19 protein-coding genes are annotated in these 23100 nt (G+C 70.9%); 12 read left to right on the forward strand and 7 right to left on the reverse strand.

The annotated features are described in order from the left end of the window. The first annotated feature begins 17 nt into the window (after positions 1-17). Together ACZ79I_RS29695 and ACZ79I_RS29700 are read left to right on the forward strand one after the other, a co-directional pair. Entirely contained in the window at positions 18-869 is an 852-nt protein-coding gene (locus ACZ79I_RS29695) for a GNAT family N-acetyltransferase (RefSeq protein ID WP_471501149.1), read from the forward strand. A 151-nt stretch (positions 870-1020) separates the two neighbouring features. Then, positions 1021-2994 carry an ATP-dependent DNA helicase gene (locus tag ACZ79I_RS29700; RefSeq protein WP_471501151.1) on the forward strand — a complete coding sequence of 658 codons (1974 nt, stop codon included), beginning with the start codon at positions 1021-1023 and terminating at the stop codon, positions 2992-2994. A 138-nt stretch (positions 2995-3132) separates the two neighbouring features. On the opposite strand, the gene lexA is transcribed toward ACZ79I_RS29700, so the two are convergent. After that, positions 3133-3912, reverse strand: coding sequence for a transcriptional repressor LexA (lexA, locus tag ACZ79I_RS29705; protein ID WP_388379209.1), 780 nt, complete (start codon positions 3910-3912; stop codon positions 3133-3135). A 518-nt stretch (positions 3913-4430) separates the two neighbouring features. Here lexA and nrdR point away from each other — a divergent pair. Together nrdR and ACZ79I_RS29715 are read left to right on the forward strand one after the other, a co-directional pair. Beyond that, the gene (nrdR, locus tag ACZ79I_RS29710) at positions 4431-4994 is read left to right on the forward strand and encodes a transcriptional regulator NrdR (protein ID WP_471501153.1); all 564 of its coding nucleotides are present in this window, start codon (positions 4431-4433) and stop codon (positions 4992-4994) included. Positions 4995-5144: 150 nt separating this feature from the next. Continuing rightward, entirely contained in the window at positions 5145-8027 is a 2883-nt protein-coding gene (locus ACZ79I_RS29715) for a vitamin B12-dependent ribonucleotide reductase (protein WP_471501155.1), read from the forward strand. 216 nt (positions 8028-8243) lie between these two features. Here ACZ79I_RS29715 and ACZ79I_RS29720 read toward each other — a convergent pair whose 3' ends face one another. Together ACZ79I_RS29720 and ACZ79I_RS29725 are read right to left on the reverse strand one after the other, a co-directional pair. After that, complete coding sequence (locus tag ACZ79I_RS29720) at positions 8244-9323, reverse strand: endonuclease/exonuclease/phosphatase family protein (protein WP_471501157.1); 1080 nt, start codon at positions 9321-9323, stop codon at positions 8244-8246. 23 nt (positions 9324-9346) lie between these two features. Continuing rightward, complete coding sequence (locus ACZ79I_RS29725; protein WP_471501159.1) at positions 9347-9781, reverse strand: M15 family metallopeptidase domain-containing protein; 435 nt, start codon at positions 9779-9781, stop codon at positions 9347-9349. A 351-nt stretch (positions 9782-10132) separates the two neighbouring features. On the opposite strand from ACZ79I_RS29725, the gene ACZ79I_RS29730 reads away from it, so the two are divergent. Together ACZ79I_RS29730 and ACZ79I_RS29735 are read left to right on the forward strand one after the other, a co-directional pair. Continuing rightward, positions 10133-10837, forward strand: a complete 705-nt coding sequence (locus tag ACZ79I_RS29730) for a response regulator transcription factor (RefSeq protein WP_471501161.1) — start codon at positions 10133-10135, stop codon at positions 10835-10837. Next, positions 10830-11948: a sensor histidine kinase gene (locus ACZ79I_RS29735; protein ID WP_471501163.1), complete on the forward strand. Its 1119-nt coding sequence runs from the start codon at positions 10830-10832 to the stop codon at positions 11946-11948. The genes ACZ79I_RS29730 and ACZ79I_RS29735 overlap by 8 nt, the downstream gene beginning before the upstream one ends. Before the next feature lie 224 nt (positions 11949-12172). Here ACZ79I_RS29735 and ACZ79I_RS29740 read toward each other — a convergent pair whose 3' ends face one another. Further along, positions 12173-12706, reverse strand: a complete 534-nt coding sequence (locus ACZ79I_RS29740) for a TerD family protein (RefSeq protein WP_471501165.1) — start codon at positions 12704-12706, stop codon at positions 12173-12175. Between the two features lie 152 nt (positions 12707-12858). Here ACZ79I_RS29740 and ACZ79I_RS29745 point away from each other — a divergent pair, with 152 nt between their 5' ends. From ACZ79I_RS29745 to ACZ79I_RS29755, 3 genes are all read left to right on the forward strand, one after another. Further along, the gene (locus ACZ79I_RS29745) at positions 12859-13464 is read left to right on the forward strand and encodes a YdbC family protein (RefSeq protein ID WP_471501167.1); all 606 of its coding nucleotides are present in this window, start codon (positions 12859-12861) and stop codon (positions 13462-13464) included. Between the two features lie 106 nt (positions 13465-13570). Beyond that, on the forward strand, positions 13571-14230 hold the full coding sequence (locus tag ACZ79I_RS29750) for a histidine phosphatase family protein (RefSeq protein ID WP_471501169.1): 660 nt from the start codon (positions 13571-13573) through the stop codon (positions 14228-14230). Between the two features lie 12 nt (positions 14231-14242). Then, on the forward strand, positions 14243-15148 hold the full coding sequence (locus ACZ79I_RS29755; protein WP_471501171.1) for an ADP-ribosylglycohydrolase family protein: 906 nt from the start codon (positions 14243-14245) through the stop codon (positions 15146-15148). 270 nt (positions 15149-15418) lie between these two features. Here ACZ79I_RS29755 and ACZ79I_RS29760 read toward each other — a convergent pair whose 3' ends face one another. Continuing rightward, positions 15419-16966 (reverse strand): MFS transporter, encoded by a 1548-nt coding sequence (locus ACZ79I_RS29760; RefSeq protein ID WP_471501173.1) that lies wholly within the window; start codon positions 16964-16966, stop codon positions 15419-15421. A gap of 196 nt (positions 16967-17162) precedes the next feature. Between ACZ79I_RS29760 and ACZ79I_RS29765 the strand changes: the two genes are divergently transcribed. The 3 genes from ACZ79I_RS29765 (at position 17163) to ACZ79I_RS29775 (ending at position 19298) form a co-directional block, all read left to right on the forward strand. Next, the gene (locus ACZ79I_RS29765; protein ID WP_471501175.1) at positions 17163-17759 is read left to right on the forward strand and encodes a TetR/AcrR family transcriptional regulator; all 597 of its coding nucleotides are present in this window, start codon (positions 17163-17165) and stop codon (positions 17757-17759) included. A gap of 159 nt (positions 17760-17918) precedes the next feature. Further along, a complete protein-coding gene (locus tag ACZ79I_RS29770) occupies positions 17919-18620 on the forward strand; it encodes a ribonuclease HII (protein WP_471501177.1) in 702 nt (233 codons plus the stop codon). Positions 18621-18689: 69 nt separating this feature from the next. Next, the gene (locus ACZ79I_RS29775; protein WP_471501179.1) at positions 18690-19298 is read left to right on the forward strand and encodes a hypothetical protein; all 609 of its coding nucleotides are present in this window, start codon (positions 18690-18692) and stop codon (positions 19296-19298) included. Between the two features lie 419 nt (positions 19299-19717). Here the strand turns inward: ACZ79I_RS29775 and ACZ79I_RS29780 are convergent, their stop codons facing one another. Both ACZ79I_RS29780 and ACZ79I_RS29785 read right to left on the reverse strand, forming a co-directional pair. Further along, positions 19718-20353 (reverse strand): hypothetical protein, encoded by a 636-nt coding sequence (locus tag ACZ79I_RS29780; protein ID WP_471501181.1) that lies wholly within the window; start codon positions 20351-20353, stop codon positions 19718-19720. Between the two features lie 231 nt (positions 20354-20584). Continuing rightward, positions 20585-22999: a RecQ family ATP-dependent DNA helicase gene (locus tag ACZ79I_RS29785; RefSeq protein WP_471501183.1), complete on the reverse strand. Its 2415-nt coding sequence runs from the start codon at positions 22997-22999 to the stop codon at positions 20585-20587. Positions 23000-23100 lie beyond the last annotated feature (101 nt).

Genomic DNA, 23100 nt, shown 5'->3' on the forward strand with positions numbered 1-23100 from the left:
CCGAGAGGAGCGTCGCCGTGCCTCCCACCGATGCGAGCACCGACGCCGGCATCGTCTCCGCCCTCGAAGGCGCCGGCACCGACCGGGGTTCCGGAACCGGTCCCCGGCCCGGCCCCCACCGGGGGTCCGGCCAGCACCACGGGGCCGGCCCCGGCCGCGGTGGTGGCCCGGACGTCGAGGACACCCTCGACCTACGGCTGCCCGACCGGTTCATGGCGCTCGGCCCGGCCGACGGGGCGGGCCGGACCAGGGCGGACGACGCCGCTCCGGCCGAGGCGGCAGCCACCCGACGGGACGCCGGCCTCCTCGACCACGTCGCCCGCTGGGGCGCGACCACCACCCCCGCCGGTGACTTCCGCCTCGTCCCCGTGCACCCCGGCCGTGATCTCCCGCTCATCACCCGCTGGATGAACGACCCCGCCGTCGCGGCGTTCTGGGACCTGGCCGGAGACGGGTCGGTGACCGAGCGGCACCTGCGCGCCCAACTCGCCGGCGACGGACGCAGCGTCCCCTGCCTCGGCCTGCTGGACGGCACCCCCATGAGCTACTGGGAGATCTACCGAGCAGACCTCGACCTGCTGGCCCGCCACTACCCCGCCCGTCCTCATGACACCGGGATCCACCTCCTCATCGGCGGTGTCCCCGACCGCGGTCACGGCCTCGGCGCCACACTGCTGCGTGCCGTCGCCGATCTCGTCCTCGACCGGCGTCCTTCCTGCGCGCGCGTCGTCGCCGAACCCGACCTTCGCAACACGCCCTCCGTCGCCGCCTTCCTCAGCGCCGGTTTCCGGTACGCCGCCGAGGTCGACCTGCCCGGGAAACGGGCCGCCCTCATGGTCCGGGACCGGAGCCTGCGCCATCTGCTCTAGATCCATCACTCTGCGTAACGAAGCGGGCCTTGCGCGGGTTCCCGCCGGCAACCAGAGAAACCGGGCCCGCTCCCGCACCACCCATCAGCGCGCCAGGTGCCACCGCTTCCATCCCCCCGTTGTCACTGACGAGCCGTAGGGTGGTCGCGCTATGACGAAGCCCTCACTCCCCGAACTCCTGCATGCAGCCGTCGCAGCCGTCGGCGGCACGGAGCGCCCCGGCCAGGTGACCATGGCCCAAGCCGTCGCGGAGGCCATCGACGACGGCTCCCATCTGCTCGTCCAGGCCGGCACCGGCACCGGAAAGTCGCTGGGCTATCTGGTCCCCGCGCTCGCACACGGCCAGCCCGTCGTCGTGGCGACGGCCACCCTGGCGCTGCAGCGCCAGCTCGTCGAGCGGGACCTGCCGCGCACGGTCGAGGCACTGCACCCGCTGCTGCGCCGCCGGCCGGAGTTCGCGATGCTCAAGGGCCGCTCGAACTACCTGTGCCTGCACCGCCTGCACGAGGGCGTGCCGCAGGACGAGGAGGACGGCCTTTTCGACCAGTTCGAGGCCGCCGCGCCCACCAGCAAGCTGGGTCAGGACCTGCTGCGGCTGCGTGACTGGTCCCAGGAGACGGAGACCGGTGACCGGGACGACCTCACACCCGGCGTCTCCGACCGGGCCTGGGCCCAGATCTCGGTGTCGTCGCGGGAGTGCCTGGGCGCCTCGAAGTGCGCGTACGGCGCCGAGTGCTTCGCCGAGACGGCCCGCGAGCGCGCCAAGCTCGCCGAGGTCGTCGTCACCAACCACGCGCTGCTCGCGATCGACGCCATCGAGGGCGCGCCGGTCCTTCCGCAGCACGAGGTGCTGATCGTCGACGAGGCCCACGAGCTGGTCTCCCGGGTCACCGGCGTGGCCACCGGCGAGCTCGCTCCCGGCCAGGTCAACCGTGCGGTGCGCCGCGCGGCGAAGCTCGTCAACGAGAAGGCCGCCGACCAGCTCCAGACGGCCGCCGAGGGCTTCGAGCGGCTGATGGAGCTGGCCCTTCCCGGCCGCCTGGAGGAGATTCCGGAGGACCTCGGATACGCCCTCATGGCGTTGCGTGACGCCGCCCGCACGGTGATCTCCGCGCTCGGCGCCACCCGCGACAAGTCGGTCCAGGACGAGGACGCGGTCCGCAAGCAGGCGCTGGCGTCCGTGGAGAGCGTGCACGACGTGGCGGAGCGCATCACCAACGGCTCCGAATGGGACGTCGTCTGGTACGAGCGGCACGACCGCTTCGGCGCGTCCCTGCGTGTCGCCCCGATGTCCGTGTCGGGGCTCCTCAGGGAGAAGCTCTTCGCGGACCGCTCGGTGATCCTGACGTCGGCCACGCTGAAACTGGGCGGCGACTTCAACGGCGTCGGCGCGTCCCTCGGCCTCGCCCCCGAGGGCACGGAGGGCGAGGACGTCCCGCAGTGGAAGGGCGCCGACGTCGGCTCGCCCTTCGACTATCCCAAGCAGGGCATCCTGTACGTGGCGAAGCATCTGTCGCGCCCCGCTCGTGACGGTGACCGGGCGGACATGCTGGACGAGCTGACGGAGCTGATCCAGGCGGCCGGCGGTCGCACGCTGGGCCTCTTCTCGTCGATGCGGGCCGCCCAGCTCGCCGCCGAGGAACTGCGCACCCGCATCCCCGAGTTCCCGATCCTTCTCCAGGGCGAGGAGACGCTGGGGGAGCTGATCAAGAACTTCGCGGCCGACCCGAGGACCTGCCTCTTCGGCACGCTGTCGCTCTGGCAGGGCGTCGACGTGCCCGGCCCCAGCTGCCAGCTGGTCGTCATGGACAAGATCCCCTTCCCGCGCCCCGACGACCCGCTGATGAGCGCTCGGCAGAAGGCGGTGGAGGACGCCGGGGGCAACGGCTTCATGGCCGTCGCCGCGACGCACGCGGCGCTCCTGATGGCACAGGGCGCGGGTCGTCTCGTACGGGCGTCGGGGGACCGGGGTGTGGTCGCCGTACTGGACCAGCGGCTTGCCACGGCCCGGTACGGCAGCTATCTGAAGGCGTCGCTGCCCGACTTCTGGTACACGACGGACCGCAACCAGGTGCGGAAGTCGCTGGCCGCGATCGACGCGGCCGCCAAGGCCGGCGAAGCCTGACCGGCTCCCGGGCTCTTTCGGGCAGCCGACCGTCATACGGCGAGGACCCCCGGACAGCATGGGGCCCCGGAACCGGCGCAGGGGTCCCGGGGCCCGGATCAGGGGCGGGCGTCGCACGGCCCGCCCGCCGCGGCGGGGTCACACCCGTCGCAGCACCGCCACCACCTTGCCGAGGATCGTCGCCTCGTCGCCGGGGATCGGCTGGTACGCGGAGTTGTGCGGCAGCAGCCAGACGTGGCCGTCCTCGCGCTTGAAGCGCTTGACCGTGGCCTCGCCGTCGAGCATCGCGGCGACGATGTCGCCGTTCTCGGCTACGGGCTGGCGGCGGACCGTGACCCAGTCGCCGTCGCAGATGGCGGCCTCGATCATGGAGTCGCCGACGACCTTCAGGACGAAGAGCTCACCGTCGCCGACGAGCTGCCGGGGGAGCGGGAAGACGTCCTCCACCGACTCCTCGGCGAGGATGGGGCCACCGGCCGCGATGCGGCCGACGAGCGGGACGTACGACGCGGCGGGCTTGCCCGCGGTGTCGGTGGGCTGCACGGAGGACGACTGGTCCGAGCCGCGCACCTCGTACGCACGGGGCCGGTGCGGGTCGCGCCGCAGGAAGCCCTTGCGCTCCAGTGCCATCAGCTGGTGTGCCACGGAGGACGTGCTGGAGAGGCCCACGGCCTGGCCGATCTCCCGCATCGACGGTGGGTAGCCGCGTCGCTGCACTGAGTCCCGGATGACCTCGATCACCCGGCGCTGCCGGTCGGTCAGCCCGGAGCTGTCCGCCCGGATGCCTGGAGGTCGGCCGGGCAGGGACCTCTTGGGCCCTGCGGGGTTCGTGGCTTCGTTCATGGCATGCACCGGCTCGAGTCGGCCCTGGGAGCGGTCCTGGGCAGTGATGGTGGCACTGTCTGCGGTGGTGGTCACGTCGGCCCCTCTCGATGGTCTCCCGTGCAGCACAACGGTAGTTGCTTTCGAAAGGTTGCGCCAAACACACGTTCGAGTGAAATTCCGCGAATTACCTGACGCGATCACGTGTCCGGGTGTATTGGCTGACGTCTCGCCGACGGGCGGAGGTGCTCATTGCTGTACTCTGCACCGCCGGGGAGAAGGCCTTGTGGGCCGCCGTGTCCGGCGCCCAGTCTGCCACCCGACGCCCCCCGGGCGGGGTATCGGCCCCCGTCTTCATGCCGCGTCCACCGAATCCGCGCATGACCCGATCGGGTGTGGCCGCACGGCACATGCCAATCCGCCTGACGTGGGCGTGTCGTCGGCGAATGTACGAGCCAATCGCTAGATGTAGTGGTTGGATGACGGTAGCAGCCCAGAAGTTGTGGTCCCCCGGACTTTCGCGGTCCCGTCGATCGCCTATGCTTGGGGCTGCTTCGAGGGGCCCATGGGGCCCACGAGGTCAATGAGTCGTGCTGAAAAGGAGGGTTGGAGCCATGCACTGCCCCTTCTGCAGGCACCCTGACAGCCGCGTCGTCGACAGCCGTACGACCGACGACGGCACGTCCATCCGCAGGCGCCGCCAGTGCCCCGACTGCTCCCGTCGTTTCACGACCGTGGAGACGTGCTCGCTGATGGTGGTCAAGCGGTCCGGGGTCACCGAACCGTTCAGCCGCACCAAGATCATCAATGGTGTGCGCAAGGCGTGCCAGGGGCGGCCCGTCACCGAGGACGCACTCGCCCAGCTCGGCCAGCGGGTCGAAGAGGCGGTGCGGGCCACCGGGAGCGCCGAGCTGACCACCCACGACGTGGGGCTGGCCATACTGGGCCCCCTGCAGGAACTCGACCTCGTCGCCTACCTGCGGTTCGCGTCCGTGTACCGGGCGTTCGACTCGCTGGAGGACTTCGAGGCCGCCATCGCGGAACTCAGGGAACACCAGGCGGAGCACCCGGCCGTGGACGGCGGCGGGCACGAGAACGCCGCCGCGGAGCGCCGGGGAACCGATCGCGGGTCCGGAGGGACGGCCGACGTCCCCGTGCCCGCCACCGCCGCCGACTGACGGGCGGCCGGCCCGGACCGGCCCCGTCGGTGGCGCACACAGACCCGTCACGCGTGCTCCCGCACGACGCGCGTGACAAGCAGACACAACACCGTGCCATGGGAAGAAAAGGGCACTTCAGGGCGTTTTCGCCCGATACAGGGAGGCGGCATGACAGAGACGGCGAGCGGTCCGGCACGAGGTTCCCGGGCGAAGGGCACCAAGGCCAGGGGACTGCGGATCGAGCGCATCCACACGACCCCCGGCGTGCACCCGTACGACGAGGTCGAGTGGGCGCGCCGTGACGTCGTCATGACCAACTGGCGCGACGGCTCGGTCAACTTCGAGCAGCGTGGCGTCGAGTTCCCCGAGTTCTGGTCGGTGAACGCGGTCAACATCGTCACCAGCAAGTACTTCCGCGGTGCCGTCGGCACCCCGCAGCGCGAGACCAGCCTCAAGCAGCTGATCGACCGCATCGTGAAGACGTACCGGAAGGCCGGTGAGGACTACAAGTACTTCACCTCGCCCGCCGACGCGGAGATCTTCGAGCACGAACTGGCGTACGCCCTCCTGCACCAGATCTTCAGCTTCAACAGCCCCGTCTGGTTCAACGTCGGCACTCCGCAGCCCCAGCAGGTCTCCGCCTGCTTCATCCTGTCCGTCGACGACTCCATGGAGTCGATCCTCGACTGGTACAAGGAAGAGGGCATGATCTTCAAGGGCGGCTCCGGAGCCGGCCTGAACCTCTCCCGCATCCGCTCCTCCAAGGAGCTGCTCTCCTCCGGCGGCAACGCCTCCGGCCCCGTCTCCTTCATGCGCGGCGCCGACGCCTCCGCGGGAACGATCAAGTCGGGCGGCGCGACCCGCCGCGCCGCCAAGATGGTCATCCTGGACGTCGACCACCCGGACGTCGAGGACTTCATCGAGACCAAGGTCAAGGAGGAGGAGAAGATCCGCGCCCTGCGCGACGCGGGCTTCGACATGGACCTGGGCGGCGACGACATCACCTCCGTCCAGTACCAGAACGCCAACAACTCGGTCCGCGTCAACGACACCTTCATGAAGGCCGTCGAGAACGGCGGGAAGTTCGGCCTGCGCGCCCGCATGACCGGTGAGGTCATCGAGGAGGTCGACGCCAAGGCGCTCTTCCGCAAGATGGCCGAGGCCGCCTGGGCCTGCGCCGACCCCGGCATCCAGTACGACGACACCATCAACCACTGGCACACGTGCCCGGAGTCCGGCCGCATCAACGGCTCGAACCCCTGCAGCGAGTACATGCACCTGGACAACACGTCCTGCAACCTCGCCTCGCTGAACCTGATGAAGTTCCTCAAGGACGACGGCAAGGGCAACCAGTCCTTCGACGTCGAGCGCTTCGCCAAGGTCGTCGAGCTGATCATCACCGCGATGGACATCTCGATCTGCTTCGCGGACTTCCCGACCCAGAAGATCGGCGAGAACACCCGTGCCTTCCGCCAGCTCGGCATCGGGTACGCCAACCTCGGCGCCCTGCTGATGGCCACCGGCCACGCCTACGACTCCGACGGCGGCCGGGCCCTGGCCGGCGCCATCACCTCCCTGATGACCGGCACCGCGTACAAGCGCTCCGCCGAACTGGCCTCGGTCGTCGGCCCGTACGACGGCTACGCCCGCAACGAGCAGCCGCACCTGCGCGTCATGAAGCAGCACGCCGACGCCAACGCCCGCGCCGTGCGCATGGACGACCTGGACACCCCGGTGTGGGCCGCCGCCACGGAGGCATGGCAGGACGTGCTCCGCCTCGGCGAGAAGAACGGCTTCCGCAACTCCCAGGCGTCCGTCCTCGCGCCGACCGGCACCATCGGTCTCGCCATGGGCTGCGACACCACCGGCGTCGAGCCGGACCTCGCCCTGGTCAAGTTCAAGAAGCTGGTCGGCGGCGGCTCCATGCAGATTGTCAACGGCACCGTGCCGCAGGCGCTGCGCCGCCTGGGCTACCAGGAGGAGCAGATCGAGGCGATCGTCGCCCACATCGCCGAGCACGGCAATGTGATCGACGCGCCGGGCCTCAAGCACCAGCACTACGAGGTCTTCGACTGCGCCATGGGCGAGCGCGCGATCTCCCCGATGGGCCACGTCCGCATGATGGCCGCGATCCAGCCGTGGATCTCCGGGGCCATCTCCAAGACGGTCAACATGCCGGAGTCGGCGACCGTCGAGGAGGTCGAGGAGATCTACTTCGAGGCGTGGAAGATGGGCATCAAGGCGCTCGCGATCTACCGCGACAACTGCAAGGTCGGCCAGCCGCTCTCCGCCAAGAAGAAGGAGCCCGCCGAGAAGCAGGCGCAGGAGGCGGCCACGGAGACCAAGGTCGAGAAGGTCGTCGAGTACCGCCCGGTCCGCAAGCGCCTCCCGAAGGGCCGTCCCGGCATCACCACGTCGTTCACCGTCGGCGGCGCCGAGGGCTACATGACCGCCAACTCCTACCCGGACGACGGGCTCGGCGAGGTCTTCCTCAAGATGTCCAAGCAGGGTTCGACCCTCGCGGGCATGATGGACGCCTTCTCGATCGCCGTCTCGGTGGGTCTGCAGTACGGGGTGCCGCTGGAGACGTACGTCTCGAAGTTCACCAACATGCGCTTCGAGCCGGCCGGTATGACGGACGACCCGGACGTGCGGATGGCGCAGTCGATCGTCGACTACATCTTCCGCCGGCTGGCGCTGGACTTCCTGCCCTTCGAGACGCGCTCCGCGCTCGGCATCCACTCCGCCGAGGAGCGCCAGCGCCACCTGGAGACCGGTTCGTACGAGCCGGCCGACGACGAGGTCGATGTGGAGGGCCTGGCCCAGTCGGCCCCGCGCGCCCAGGAGCTGAAGGCGATCGCCACCCCGAAGGCCGACACCGCGGCGGCCAAGCCGGCCCCGCAGCAGGCGCACACCAGCGCCGAACTGGTGGAGATGCAGCTGGGCATCCAGGCGGACGCCCCGCTGTGCTTCTCCTGCGGCACGAAGATGCAGCGAGCGGGCTCCTGCTACATCTGCGAGGGCTGCGGCTCGACGAGCGGCTGCAGCTGAGAATGAGCGGAATCGCGTTGGCTGCACCATTCGACGCGGTTCGCTGAACACCGACGACAGGAGGGGCGTCAGCCCGGTGGCCGGCGCCCCTCACTGCAGTCGTTCTCCCGGAGCTTCCAGCCGCGATCGCTGCTGGAGAACGACGAGCGCCCGGCCCTGCGGGGGCCGGTCGCCCGATTACGGGCGGCAGGTGGAGCGCCGGCCCTCATGCGGTGTTCACCAGCTGATTCCGGCCGCCACCGGCAGGTGGTCACTGCCCGTGGCCGGCAGCACCCACGAACTCTCCGGCGTCACACCGCGGACCAGGATCTGGTCGATACGCACCACCGGGAACTTCGCCGGCCAGCTGAAGCCGAAGCCGTTCCCGGCCGCGTCCTGGGCCGAGCGCAGCTGCGAGGCGATGCCGGCGAACGCGCGGTCGTCCATGGTGCCGTTCAGGTCGCCGAGCAGCACCACCCGCTCATTCCGCTCGGCGGCGACGGCCTCGCCGAGCGCCCGCGCGCCTCTGTCCCGTGAGTCCGTCCAGAAGCCCGCCCGGGGATTCACCCGCGCGGACCCCAGGTGGGCCACATACACCGCCAGCGGACCCTGGTGCGTGGCCACCGTGGTGCGCAGCGCCCGGGTGTAGGCCATCTTGACGCCGGCCGGCTTGGTGTCCGCCAGCGGCCCGTAGTCCATCTTGACGTCGACCGGCCGGGTGTCCGCCAGCGGCAGCCTGCTCCACAGCCCGACCGTGCCCTGCACCGTGTGGTACGGGTACGCCTTCGCCAGTTCCTTCTCGTACAGCGGCTTCGACTGCGGGGTGATCTCCTCCAGGGCCAGCACGTCCGCGCCGCAGGCGGCCAGGGCTCGGGCGGTGCCGGCCGGGTCGGGGTTGTCGGCGCCGACATTGTGGCTGACCACGGTGAGGTCGCCGCCCGGACGGGACTTGTCACCGAGCAGCCCGCCGAAGAGGTTCAGCCACACCACGACCGGCAGCAGCAGTGCGGCCACCGCGGAGGCGGAGCGGCGCCACAGCGCCCCGGCCAGCAGCACCGGGACGAACAGGCCGAACCACGGCAGGACGGTCTCCGTCAGGCTGCCTAGGTTTCCGATCCGGTTCGGGATCTCCGCGTGCAGCAGCATGAGCAGGCCGAGCAGCAGCGCCAGCACCGCGAGCACCGGGCCACGCTTCCACGGCTCCGGCCGCGAGACGATGCGGACCGCCCGGCGGATGCGCGCGTCCCGGACCCCGGAGCCGGTGTCCCGGCGGCCGGCGCTGCCCTGTCCGGCCTCCGCCGTGTCCACCTGCGTCATCGTCCGTCCTCGCGCACTGCCGGTCACTGCTGCATCCTCGGGTCCTGGGTGGGGTTGGCATACATGCGCGGGCAGCCACGACCGATCGCTTCGGGGCGCAGTTCGCAGTGCCAGGGTTCGTTCCTGCAGATCTGGCACCGCCCGTACCCGGCAGCATGTCCGGACAGCCAGGCCGTCGCATCGGAGCGCCCGATGTCGACCGCGTCCCCTTCCACATGAGGAGGCGTCACCGCGGTGGCCACCCGTCGGGCGGCCTCGTCTGCGGACCCGTACTCGGCGATGGCCTGGCGAAGAAGCCGCTTCTGGTACTCCGGGGAACGCCCGCCGCTGTCGACGTAGAACTCGACCTTGTCGTCCGCTGCGTCATCCGCTGCGTCCGTTGCGGCCTGACGGAGGGCCCTGAGGAGATCTGGATCGAGGTCGGCCACAGCCGGAATCGCGTCGTCGAAGACGGTCACGCCGGCGGGGACGACACCGTCGGCCTCGCCAGGCGCACCACGGTGCCCCCAGCGATGAGCACGGGGTGACGGGGCCGAGGGCGGCTTCGACGGCGGTGCGGCCGAGGAGGGCTGCACGGGCGGTGCGGCCGAGGAGCCGGGGGGATTCTGCCCTGGGTGGCCGAAGGCTGCGCTGACCGCTGCGATGACGACTGCCAGGCCGATGGCGAGGGGCCGGTGAATCCGGCGGGCCGTCGTCCGTGCTGATGGTGGGGTTCTGGCCATGCGGCCAGTCAAGGCGGCGCGGTGTTGCCGGCACATATGGGATTTTCGATACGCCGACGATATGCGCCCGCTCGTAGCATCACCGGCATGCGTGTGTTGATCGTCGAGGACGAGCCCTATCTGGCAGAAGCCATCCGCGACGGCCTGCGCCTGGAAGCGATCGCGGCCGACATCGCAGGTGACGGCGACACCGCTCTGGAACTGCTGGGCGTCAACGCCTACGACATCGCCGTCCTCGACCGGGACATTCCCGGACCTTCCGGTGACGAGATCGCCGGACGCATCGTCGCCTCCGGCAGCGGCATGCCGATCCTCATGCTCACCGCGGCCGACCGTCTCGACGACAAGGCCTCCGGGTTCGGACTCGGCGCCGACGACTACCTCACAAAACCCTTCGAACTCCGTGAGCTCGCGCTCCGGCTCAGAGCACTCGACCGCAGGCGCGCACACGACAGGCCACCCGTGCGGGAGATCGCAGGCCTGCGGCTGGACCCGTTCCGCAGAGAGGTCTACCGGGACGGCCGCTACGTGGCGCTGACCAGGAAGCAGTTCGCCGTGCTCGAAGTCCTCGCCGCCGCCGAGGGCGGTGTCGTCAGCGCCGAGGAACTCCTGGAACGCGCGTGGGACGAGAACGCAGACCCGTTCACCAACGCCGTGCGCATCACCGTCTCGGCACTGCGCAAGCGGCTCGGTGAACCCTGGATCATCGCCACCGTGCCGGGCGTCGGCTACCGCATCGGCCCGCACGGCCCGCAACCAGAGGCCGGACACGAGGGAGGCGGGCGTGGATAGAACACCCGGGCTGAGCGTTCGCCTCAAACTCACCCTCAGCTATGCCGGCTTCCTCACGCTGGCCGGTGTCCTGCTGCTCGCGGCGGTGTGGGTGTTCCTCCTGCGTTACGTGCCCGACCGTGCGCTCATCGTCCCCGGCTCCACCGGCACCACCCACGGTGTCTTTCCCATCCGGTCCAACCTCTTGCGCGTTTTCGCTCCAAGGGCAGCCGCAGTGCTGGCATTGCTGCTGGTGTTCGGCCTCGTGGGAGGGTGGATCCTCGCCGGCCGGATGCTCGACCCGCTGACCCGCATCACCGCTGCCACCCGTCTGGCCTCGACCGGATCGCTCTCCCACCGAATCCGGCTACCGGGCCGCAAGGACGAGTTCCGTGAGCTCGCCGACGCCTTCGACACGATGCTCGCACGGCTCGAAGCACACGTCGCCGAACAGCGGAGATTCGCAGCCAACGCCTCTCACGAGTTGCGCACCCCGCTGGCCATCTCGAAGGCGCTTCTCGACGTAGCCCGCAGCGATCCGGACCACGACGCCGGCGAAGTCATCGACCGTCTCCACGCCGTCAACACCCGAGCGATCGACCTCACTGAAGCACTGCTCCTGCTCAGCCGTGCTGACCAGCGGTCCTTCAACCGCGACCCTGACCCTGTCGACCTGTCCCTGCTCGTGGATGAGGTCACCGAAACCCTTCTCCCCCTCGCGGAAAAGCACGGCGTCACCATCGAGACCTCCGGCGACATCACCCCCACACCCGGATCGCAAGCCCTCCTGCTGCAGCTGACCACGAACCTCGTGCACAACGCGATCGTCCACAACCTGCCGGGACAGGGGACCGTATGGGTCGGTACCAGCCTCCGCCCCGAGACCGTGGTGCTCACGGTCGAGAACACCGGCGAGAAGCTCACTCCAGAGCTGGTCTCCACACTCACCGAACCATTCCAGCGCGGCACCGAGCGCATGCACGCCGACCACGCGGGCGTCGGCCTCGGCCTGGCGATCGTGAAGACGATCGCCCACGCGCACGACGGGACACTCGCCCTCACCCCGCGTTCTGCCGGGGGGATGCGCATCACCGTGGAGCTGCCCGCGATGGCCCGGCACACCGACAGGTAGCGAATCAGGGAATGGAGGCGCCGCCGCTGTTGCGAGCGCGCGGTCACCGGCCGCAGCCCGGTGCGTCGCTTTCGGCGGGCCCGGCGCAGGCGGCGCATCGAGACAACCCCCTGCGCCAGTACCCGGACCCCTGGAGGGCGGCACGGCCACCGGCCGTGCCGCCCTCCAGCGTCGAGCGCCCTTACCGGGAGGACGCGCCGGCGGCGCTCCCCCAGGGAGGGCGTTCAGGCGTCCTGCGGGCTGCCCATCACGCGGACGAAGCCCGACGGGTCGGTGTCGTAGCCGTGGATGCCCGGGCGGTAGGCCCACTCGCCCGAGGCGTCGCGCACGAACTCGGCCACGGTCGCCGCCGTCGAGCCCAGGACGCCGCCGAAGTCGTCCTCGGCCAGGACCGTGTAGCCCTCGCGCAGGCGCAGCCCGGGGTTCAGGACGCCGACGAACGTCTTGCGGCCGGTGCGCTGCTGGATGACGACGCCGGCCACCACGCGCACGTAACCGCTGTCGAGCCGGTGGAGTTCGAGGGTCATGACCTCGTCCCAGCCGAACCCCTTGCCGTCCACGCTGTCGCGGTTCAGGTAGATCGTGCCGTCGGGGGAGCGGTGGTCGAAGTGCACGACATAGGCCGGATCCCCGTACGGATCTTCCGCCCGGTACGTCGCGGCCACGATGTCGAGATCGGTGGGCGGCTGCCCGGCCGGACTGGGGTCCCATTTCACCGCCAGTTCCACCTTGCGGATGCCCTTGTTGAGACCGCTCACCCCATCCCCTCCCCGTTGTCATGTGCCCTCCGTATGAACTTGCGTGCTGTGAGGGCCAGTTGTCCATTGTGCCTCCTGCGTGGGGGCGCTCGCGCGGGTGCACTCCACCAGAGCGTGACCAACGCCACGCACAGGGGCCTTACGATGGCGCGGTGCTGGTCAAGTGGATTCGCTGCACCGTGGTGGACCGCCGCGGTTTCGAGCGGGGGCAGCGAAAGTGGGCGGGGCTTCTGGGGGAGCCGGGCTTCCGGGGACAGGGCGGGGGCTGGAGCCGGGCGAGGCCCGGTGTGGCGCACATCTTCGCGTTCTGGGAGAGCCGTGCGTTCTACGACTCGTTCATGGCCCGTTCCCACGACCGGCTGGCCGCGTCGCAGTCGGGCACCTTCAAGGACCAGCAGGTCAGGCTGTTCGACCACCGGTTCGACGTGAAGACCGGATTCGAGCCGCGCTTCACGGACGCCGACCTGGTCCGCGTCGCGCACTGCCGGGTCCACGAGGAGCGGGCCGAGCACTTCGCGCTGATGCAGGAGAAGGTCTGGAACCCGGCCATGGCCGGCTCACCGGGCATGGTCCGCGGACTGTTCGGCGAGGCGCCGGGCCATGAGTTCATGATCCTTTCGATGTGGCAGTCGGCCGCCGAGCACGGCAAGTACCGCGAGGAGCGTGTGGAGCGCCTGGCTCTGAGGGCGCAGACGGAGGCGGACGTCGCGGCGCTCACGGGCGACATCGTGGACCTGGAGCCCACCTGGATCGTGTGAGTCCGGAAACCGGATGGAGCCGGTGGGGAGCGGCTCAGGTGTGAGCTGCGCCGTATGGGCGTCCCTCGAGTGCTCGTTCGGGCGTCACCCGATCTAGGGTTTTGGCATGGCACGACCACGGCGCATCGTCCTTGTCCGGCACGGCGAGTCGGTGGGCAATGCCGATGACTCCGTGTACGAACGCGAACCCGACCACGCCCTGCCGCTCACCGAGAGGGGATGGCGGCAGGCGGAGGAGACGGGAAAGCGACTGCGGGAGCTCTTCGGCCGGGAGCGCGTCAGCGTGTACGTCTCCCCGTACCGCCGTACCCATGAGACGCTCCACGCCTTTCGCCTGGACCCCGGGCGCGTCCGGGTGCGGGAGGAGCCCCGGCTGCGCGAGCAGGACTGGGGCAACTGGCAGGACCGCGACGACGTACAGCTCCAGAAGGCGTACCGCGACGCGTACGGACACTTCTTCTACCGTTTCGCCCAGGGCGAGTCCGGTGCCGACGTGTACGACCGGGTGGGCGGCTTCCTGGAGAGCCTGTACCGCAGTTTCGAGGCCCCGGACCACCCGCCGAACGTGCTCCTGGTGACCCACGGCCTGGCCATGCGGCTGTTCTGCATGCGCTGGTTCCACTGGACCGTCGCGGAGTTCGAATCGCTCTCGAACCCCGGGAACGGCGAGACGCGCATGCTCGTCCTCGGAGAGGACGGCAAGTACAGCCTCGACCGACCGTTCGAACGCTGGCGCGACCCGGAGCCCTACTGGATCACCGGATAGAGTGGCAGGGCGATGACCAGTGACTTCTCCTCCGCCGGCCGCCTGGAGCGCGCCCTGGCCGTCCTGCGCGGGCTGGCGGTGGGGGACGCGCTCGGAGCACGGTTCCTCGCGCCCGAGAGCCATGTGCTGCTCACACGCCGCGAGCTGCCGCCGCACCCCTGGCAGTGGACGGACGACACGGAGATGGCCTGCTCCGTCGTGGCCGTCCTGGCCGCGCACCACCGCATCGACCAGGATGTGCTTGCCCGCTCCCTCGCCGAGCACCACGATGCGGGGCGCGGCTACGAGCCCCCGATCGACCGCCTCCTCGAGAGCGTCCACCGCGGCGGCGACTGGCGCGAGCAGGCCGCGGCCCTGTTCAAGGGCCACGGATCGTGGGGCAACGGCGCGGCGGCGCGCACCGTGCCTCTGGGCGCCTGGTACGCCGACGACCCGGAGCACGCCACGTATCAGGCGGAGATCTCCGCGTACCCCACCCACCAGCATCGCGAGGCCGTGGTCGGCGCCATGGCGGTCGCCGCGGCGGCGGCCCTCGTCGCGGATCCCGCCGGCCCGCCCAGCCCCGGGGCACTTCTCGACGGCGTCGTCGCGCTCATCCCGAAGAGCGCGGTCGGAGCGGGGCTGCGCCGGGCGCGGGACATGCTCGACTACGGCGACACGGGGACCGTCGCGGCGGTCCTCGGCTGCGGACGGCGCCGGACGGCGCACGACACGGTGCCGTTCGCCCTCTGGTCGGCGGCGCGCGCCCTCGGTGACTATGAACCGGGCTTCTGGACGACCGCGCGGGCCGGTGGTGACGTGTCCGCGACCTGCGCCATCGTCGGCGGAGTGATCGCCTCGGGGAAGGCGGGGCAGCCCCCGGCGGAATGGCTGGAGCGGACGGAGCCCCTGCCGGACTGGGTGTCGCCGTCGGCGTAGGCGGTGGGTACGGCCGCGCCTGACGCGGCCGTACCGCGGATGGCCGTGGATGGCCGTGGATGGATGGCCGTGGATAGCCGCGGATGGATGGCCGTGGACGGATGGCCGGAGCGCGGCCCCCGTGACGTGACCGGTGATGTGACGGGTACGGCGGGCGTCGTGTCGCCGGCTTCCCCGCCGACGCCCTCGCCGTCGGTCCCCATGCGGGCTCTCGGGTGGCCGGCCCCTGCCTCCGCTCGATGGGCCAGAGGCAGGGGCGGGACGGGATCCTCAGCCGCCGGCCGGTCCCGCCGTGCCGGACAGTGCCTCCAGGTCGCTCCTGCGGACCCGGATGACCACCGCGGCCGTGACCAGCGCCAGTGCGGCCATCGCGGCGGCCGGGACGAACGCCGTCGAGATGCCCTGGGCGAGGACCTCGTGGCCCCAGGGGGCCGGCAGCTGGTGGGCCCTGGCGAACTCCGCCTTCTGCTCGGCCGTGCCGTTCGCCAGGAACTTCGGTATCTGCTTGTCGGCCTCGTTCCGGCTGGCCGTTCCGAAGACCGTGGTCAGGATGGACAGGCCGAGCGATCCGCCCACCTGCTGGGTGGTGTTCAGCAGACCCGACGCCGCACCCGCCTCGTGCTGGGCGACGCCCGAGACCGCGGTGAGCGTGAGCGTCACGAAGTTCAGGCCCATGCCGAAGCCGAACACCAGCATCGGGCCGAGAACTCCTCCGACGTAGGAGCTGTCGGGTGCGATGAACGTCAGCCAGCCGAGTCCGAGCACGACAAGGCTCGCCCCGACCAGCATGAACGGTTTGGGGCCGAGGACCGGCAGGAACCGCTGCGACAGTCCGGCGCCGATCACGATCGCGACCGTCACCGGCAGGAAGGCCACGCCGGCCGAGATCGGGCTGTACCCCAGTACGTTCTGCACGAAGAGCACGATGTAGAAGAACATGCCGAACATCGCCGCTGCCAGGCTCAGCATGATCACGTACGTGCCGGACCGGTTGCGGTCGGCGAACATGCGCAGGGGTGTGATCGGCTCCTTGGCCCGCGTCTCGATGAAGGCGAACGCCAGCAGCAGCACCACGGCCGCACCGAAGGCCCCGATCGTGATGCTGTCGCGCCAGCCCTCCCCGGCGGCGCGGATGAAGCCGTACACGAGGGACGCCATGCCGGTCGTCGACGTGAGCGCGCCCGCGATGTCGAAGCGCCCGGGATGGCGTTCGGACTCGTTGATGTACCGGGGGGTGAGCGAGGCGATCAGCACACCGATGGGCACGTTGACGAAGAGGACCCAGCGCCAGTCGAGCCACTCCGTGAGCATGCCGCCGGCCAGCAGACCGATCGCGCCGCCACCGGCCGAAACGGCGGCGAAGACTCCGAATGCCCGGTTGCGCTCCGGGCCTTCGGGGAAGGTGGTGGTGATGAGCGCCAGCGAGGTGGGCGACGCGATCGCGCCACCCATCCCCTGCAAGGCGCGCGCGGTGAGCAACTGCCAGGGTTCCTGGGCCAGTCCCCCGAGCAGCGAGGCGAAGGTGAACAGCAGGATGCCCGTCATGAAGACCCGGCGCCGGCCGAGGATGTCGCCGGCCCGGCCGCCGAGAAGCAGCAGGCCACCGAAGGTGAGCGTGTACGCGCTGACCACCCATGTCAGGTCGGTCGTGCTGAACTTCAGCGCGTCTTGAATGTGCGGGAGGGCGATGTTCACAATCGTCGCGTCGAGTACCACCATGAGTTGGCAGGCCGCGATGACGGTGAGCGCGATGCCGGGATGCCCCTCCCGGCGGGCGGCTCCCGGCTTCTGTTCCTGGATCAACGGAGAGGTTGTCACTATGGGTCCCCCACAAGTGTGTTAGTGAACGCTTGCGTTCACTGTCGCGTCAAACGGTAGTGAGTCCCCTTCAGTGAACGCAAGCGTTCACTGGCTTCGTTGCCGTGCGGCTCCGCTCGACCGCTCACCAACTTCCCCGCAACCCCCCCGCTTCCCCATGCCCAACGGAGATACACAGATGGGTACTTCGTCCCCGATGGCCCCCTCGACGCAGTCGGCGTCCCTGCGCCGGCGCGGTGCCGTGCTCGAGCGCGCGATCCTCGACGCCGCGCTGGAACAACTCAGTACGGTCGGGTGGAACGGCCTCACGATGGAGGGTGTCGCCGCCGGCGCCCAGACCGGCAAGGCCGCGGTCTACCGCCGCTGGCAGTCCAAGGAGGATCTTGTCGCGGACGCGCTGCAGGCCGGCCTGCCGCGCTTCGACGAGGCGCCCGACCTCGGAGGTGTGCGGGAGGATCTGCTCGCGCTGTGCCGGCGGGCGCGCGAGGCGATGTACTCGCGCCCCGGGTTCGCGCTCCGCTCGGTTATTCACGAATGCGACACCATGCAGGCCGAGCGCTTCCATGGCGTGATCTACCAGGGAGTCGTGGAGCCCACCATAAAGCTGCTGCGGGAAGTCATCGACCGTGGAATCCAACGGGGAGAGGTGCGCCGCGACGCTGCGAACGGATACGTCTACGACGCCATCCCGGCGATGATGATGTACCGCGCGAAAATGTGCGGAAGTGAATGGAGCGACCAGGATATCGAGGAGATGGTCGACCAGTTGATGGTCCCGCTGCTTCGGCCGTAGCGAGGCCGCCCGGGGCTCGAAGGCCCCGGCCGACGCGGGCTGGGGCGGCGAGCGGCCCACCCCGGGAACGGGCGTCGCAGGCGGCGTCGCGGGATGTGCCGTTGCCCCGGGAAACCGGGGTGTCGCACGGTCATCCCGGCGGCGTACGCTAGGGGCGCCATGCCGTACGAACCCCCTACCCACACCGTCGAGCGCTCCCTGCGCGCAACGACCGGAGCGAAGGTCGTCGCCGGTGTCGACGAGGTGGGGCGCGGTGCGTGGGCCGGACCCGTCACCGTCTGCGCGGCGGTTACGGGCCTGCGCCGACCGCCCGAAGGCCTCACCGACTCCAAGCTGCTCACCGTCAAGCGGCGCACCGAGCTCGCCGGGCGACTGGAGAACTGGGTGACGGCCTACAGGCTCGGTCATGCCTCCCCCGAGGAGATCGACGACCTCGGGATGACGGCCGCGCTGCGGCTCGCCGCGGTGCGTGCCCTGGAGGCGCTGCCCGTCCGGCCCGACGCGGTCATCCTCGACGGGAAGCACGACTATCTGGGGGCGCCCTGGACGGTCCGTACGGTGATCAAGGGCGACCAGTCGTGCGTGGTGGTCGCGGCGGCCTCGGTGATCGCCAAGGTTCACCGCGACAAAATGATGGCCGAACTGGGTATCGACCATGCAGACTTCGGTTTTGCGGCCAACGCCGGGTATCCGTCACCCGTGCACAAGGCCGCGCTGGAGGAGCGGGGCCCCACCCCGTACCACCGCTTGTCGTGGGCGTATCTTGATGCGCTGCCCCAGTGGCGGCACCTCAAGAAGGTCCGCAACCGGGCGGACGGAAGCGTGCCGGAAATCGAGGGCCAGCTCGGCTTCGACTTCTGACCGGTTCCGGTCGCACTCGTGTGCCACCCGCCGACACGCGTCGCACCGGCGTTTGATAAACATCAGCTCATGCCTCTCATTCCCGAGGAGCCTCAGATTCACGAGAGTGCCCAGGGTCCCCGCGCCACCCCGGCCAGCGGCCGTACCGCGCCGACCCCTCGTCCCGTACCCGGCCCGCGCCCCGCGGCCCCCGCGCGTCCCGGCCGTCCGGGGCCCCGGCCGATGCCGGCCCAGCGCACCACGCGCGAACCGGCCACGCCCAAGCCCGGTCCGTCCGCTCCCTCCGCGACTCCGCAGATCCAGCTGATCCCGGCCTCGCTCGAGGGTGCCCTGGACGCCGCCGAGGAAGCCGTCGACCTGCTGCTGGAGTCCGGCCGTGCCCCGGGCGACGTGCTGGTGATCACCACCGGCGCGCCGCACCCATGGGCCGCGCACGAACTGTCCTTCGGCGAGGCCGCCTACTGGGCGCAGCACGACGCCGGCGACGACATCTTCTATGCCGATGCCTCCGTCGCGTCCCGTGCCGCCGCCCGCTCGGTGGTCGTGGTCGCCGTCAATGGCGGCCCGGACTCCACCGTCGCCGCCACGCTTCCCCTGGCGCTCGCCAGGGCCGGTGCCCTGCTGATCGTCTGCGGCGACCCGCAGCAGATCAACTCGGTGCTCGGCGCGGGCGTCTGAGCGATCCGGACCCGGTTCCGGTTTCGCTCCCGCCGCCCGCTGCGCCGGAGGCCCTGTCCGGCTGTGCGGTCCGGGCACCGACAGCCGATGTGGTGCCGCCGCGGCGGCACCGGTACGGCGGTCGCTTCCGCGTGCCCTTCCACGAGGCGGCCGGCCCGGTTCCGGTGCCTCGGGGCGGCGCGGACGCGGCTGCTCGGCTTCCCGGCCGATCCTCCATGGACGCACGGCGCCTGCGCGGGACCGCCAGGGCGACGGCGTCGGCGTGCCCGCGCCGCGTTCGCCCCGGATCCTGCTCCTGCTCCTGCCGTGGGGCGCTGCCATGGCGTGCGCCGTCGTACGTCGCTGAATCATGGCCTCCCCCGCGTGCACTGCGTCGCTGAGCCGGCCATGACGCCGCACCGTTCAGCGGGCGGCGGCGTTCAGCGGGCGGCGGCCCGGCGCAGTACCTCGGAAGTCACGCCTCCCGTGCGCGGCTGAGGCGGCGGAGCTCCTGCCAGACCGAACGCCTCCGGCGGCGAGTCCGCGTTGGGGCGGCGTCCGCCCCGGCCCTCGCCCAGTACCTGCCAGCCGTCACGCGTCAGCGTGATGTACGCACCGCAGCGCAGCCCGTGCAGCGTGCACGCATCGCGCAGGCCCCACATCCATGCCCCGTCCTCCTCCGTCCACCGCGTGTCGCCCTCTCGGCAGTAGAGCAGCACGGCCGTCCGCACGGGGGTACGGCGCCGCAGGTCGTGCGGGATGACCCGGCGCAGCTGGGCGAGCAGCGCGTTGCGCAGCACCCAGCCGTCCGCCGGCGCCGGACGCCGGGTGAACGAGGCGCTCGCCCGCAGCCGTTCGTCCGGATCCAGGACGGCCACGATGGCGGTGGAAGGCCGCGGCCGGTGCCGGGAGTGCAGTCCGCTCACGATGTCCCGGGGATTGCGCAGCAGCGGGATTCCCGCGGCGGCCCATTCCGCGGGTTCGAGCATCCGGGCCATGGGATTGGCAGACACGGCGGACGATTCGGCCGAGGCCGACATGGATGCCGCTGAGGACGGAGCGAATCCGAAGGTCACGATCCTCCCTTCGGCTACACGCCCACACTGCGGGCGGGGTCTGACTTGGGGAGCCCACACCGCAGAGAGCCCTACCGGATCACGGACGAGCCGCGCGGGGAGCGGAACTCAATTGTTCCCGCCGAACTGGAATGCGGCAACGAGCAATTGGTGGGGCCGACCGGTTCCTGGTGATGCGTGACCTATATCCCCTGCCGTCACTGCCCAGTGTGTTCCCCGGGAACGGACGGGTCACGCCTGCACGGCGAGGACCAGCGGCAACACCCCCTCCGCTCCGGCACGTCGGAGTATGCGGGCGGCCACCGACAGTGTCCAGCCCGTCTCCGTCGCGTCGTCCACGAGCAGCACCGGTCCGTGCGCCTCCCGGAGGGCTGCAGCCAGCGCGGGCGGCACGGTCAGCGCCCCGTCGAGTGCCTTCAGCCGCTGCGCGCTGTTGCTTCTGGGCACCCGCGGTACATCGCCCGCGTATTCCACGGATCCCAGCAGCGGCAGCCGTCCGACCTCGGCGACACGCTCACCCAGGGTCTGGATCAGCCGCGGACGGCTGTGCGAGGCCATGGTGACCACGCCGACCGGGCGTGGCTGGGCACCGGGCTCGCCCGAGGCCCAGCCGCCAGGTCCCTTCGCCCAGTCGGCCAGCACGTCGACCACGGCACGCGCCACATCGTCCGGCACGGGCCCGTCCGGGCCCTGGGGCGCGAGCAGCGGCCGCAACCGGTTGCCCCAGCCGATGTCCGAGAGCCGGCCGAGGGCCCGCCCCGGCGCCGCCAGCTCCCCGCCCGGGATGCGACCCTTCAGATCCACACCTATCGCCGGCAGGCCCGTCGGCCACATCTTCCGCGGCTCGACCACGACGCCCGCGCGGCCCAGCTCACCCCGCGCCGCGTCCAGGGCGGCGGGGGAGACAGCGTCCGTGAACCGCGGTCCGGCACAGATGTCGCAGCGCCCGCAGGGCGCCGCTGCCTCGTCGTCCAGCTGCCGTCGCAGGAACTCCATCCGGCACCCTGACGTCGTCACGTAGTCGCGCATCGCCTGCTGCTCGGCCTCCCTCTGTTTGGCCACCCAGGCGTACCGCTCGGCGTCGTACGTCCACGGAGCCCCCGTCGCGACCCAGCCGCCCTGGACACGGCGCACCGCCCCGTCCACGTCGAGGACCTTGAGCATCGTCTCCAGCCGGGACCGGCGCAGTTCGACCAGCGGTTCGAGGGCCGGCAGCGACAGGGGGCGGCCCGCCTCGGCCAGGGCCTCCAGAGTGCGCCGCACCTGTTCCTCGGGAGGAAACGCGATCGAGGCGAAGTAGTCCCAGATCGCCTGGTCCTCCCTGCCCGGCAACAGCAGCACCTCCGCGTGTTTCACACCGCGTCCCGCGCGTCCCACCTGCTGGTAGTAGGCGATCGGGGACGAGGGCGAGCCGAGATGCACCACGAAGCCGAGGTCCGGCTTGTCGAAACCCATGCCGAGGGCGGACGTGGCGACCAGCGCCTTGACCCGGTTGGCCAGCAAGTCCTCTTCTGCCTGCCGGCGGTCCGCGTTCTCCGTCTTCCCGGTGTAGGAGGCCACGGTGTGCCCGCACTGCCGGAGGAACGCGGTGACCTCCTCGGCGGCCGCCACCGTGAGCGTGTAGACGATCCCGGACCCGGGCAGCTCACCGAGGTGATCGGCGAGCCAGGCCAACCGGTGGGCGGCGTCCGGAAGCCGGAGCACGCCGAGCCTCAGGCTCTCCCGGTCCAGAGATCCGCGCAGCACCAGAGCGTCCGCCCCCGCCCCGGTGCCGAGCTGCTCCGCCACGTCGGCCGTCACGCGTGCGTTGGCCGTGGCCGTCGTCGCCAGGACGGGCACGCCGGACGGGAGGTCCGCGAGCATCGTGCGCAGCCGCCGGTAGTCGGGGCGGAAGTCATGACCCCAGTCCGAGATGCAGTGGGCCTCGTCGACCACGAGCAGACCGGTCGTGGCCGTCAGCCGGGGGAGCACCCGGTCGCGGAAGTCGGGGTTGTTGAGCCGTTCCGGGCTCACCAGCAGTACGTCCACCTCACCCGCGGCCACCTCGGCCTGGACGGTCTCCCACTCCTCCGTGTTGGACGAGTTGATGGTCCGCGCGTGGATACCGGCGCGGGCGGCGGCCTCGACCTGATTGCGCATGAGGGCGAGCAGCGGCGAGACGATGACTGTGGGACCCGCGCCGCGCTCGCGCAGCAGCGCGGTCGCGACGAAGTACACCGCCGACTTGCCCCAGCCGGTGCGCTGGACGACCAGGGCTCTGCGCCGGTCCGCCACCAGGGCTTGGATGGCACGCCACTGGTCCTCGCGCAGCCGCGCACCGCCCGCTCGCGCGCCGACGAGCCGGGCGAGCACGGCGTCGGCCGCGGCGCGCAGGCCGCCGGCCCCGGCCGCGGCGCGCAGGCCGCCGGCCCCGGCCGCGGCGCGCAGGCCGCCGGCCCCGGCCGCGGCGCGCAGGCCGCCGGCCCCGGCCGCGGCGCTCGGGTTCCCGGCCGGGGCAGGCAGGTCCCCGGACGCGGCGTGCGGGCCGTCCGCTGTGGCGCGCGGATCCTCCGGCGGGACGGGCAGGCCCTGCGCGGTGGCGCGCGGATCCTCCGCCGCGATGGGCCCGGTGTCGTCCGTCGTGGGACGCGGGTGTTCATCGGTCATGGCGTCCATGCAACCCGATCGGTCGGACATCGTGCGAGCGGGCCCCGTGACCTGTGGAGAACTCCTGGCGTGCTCATGGCTGGGGTTATCCACAGACCAAG

The sequence above is a fragment of the Streptomyces sp. PSU-S4-23 genome, from assembly GCF_055632315.1.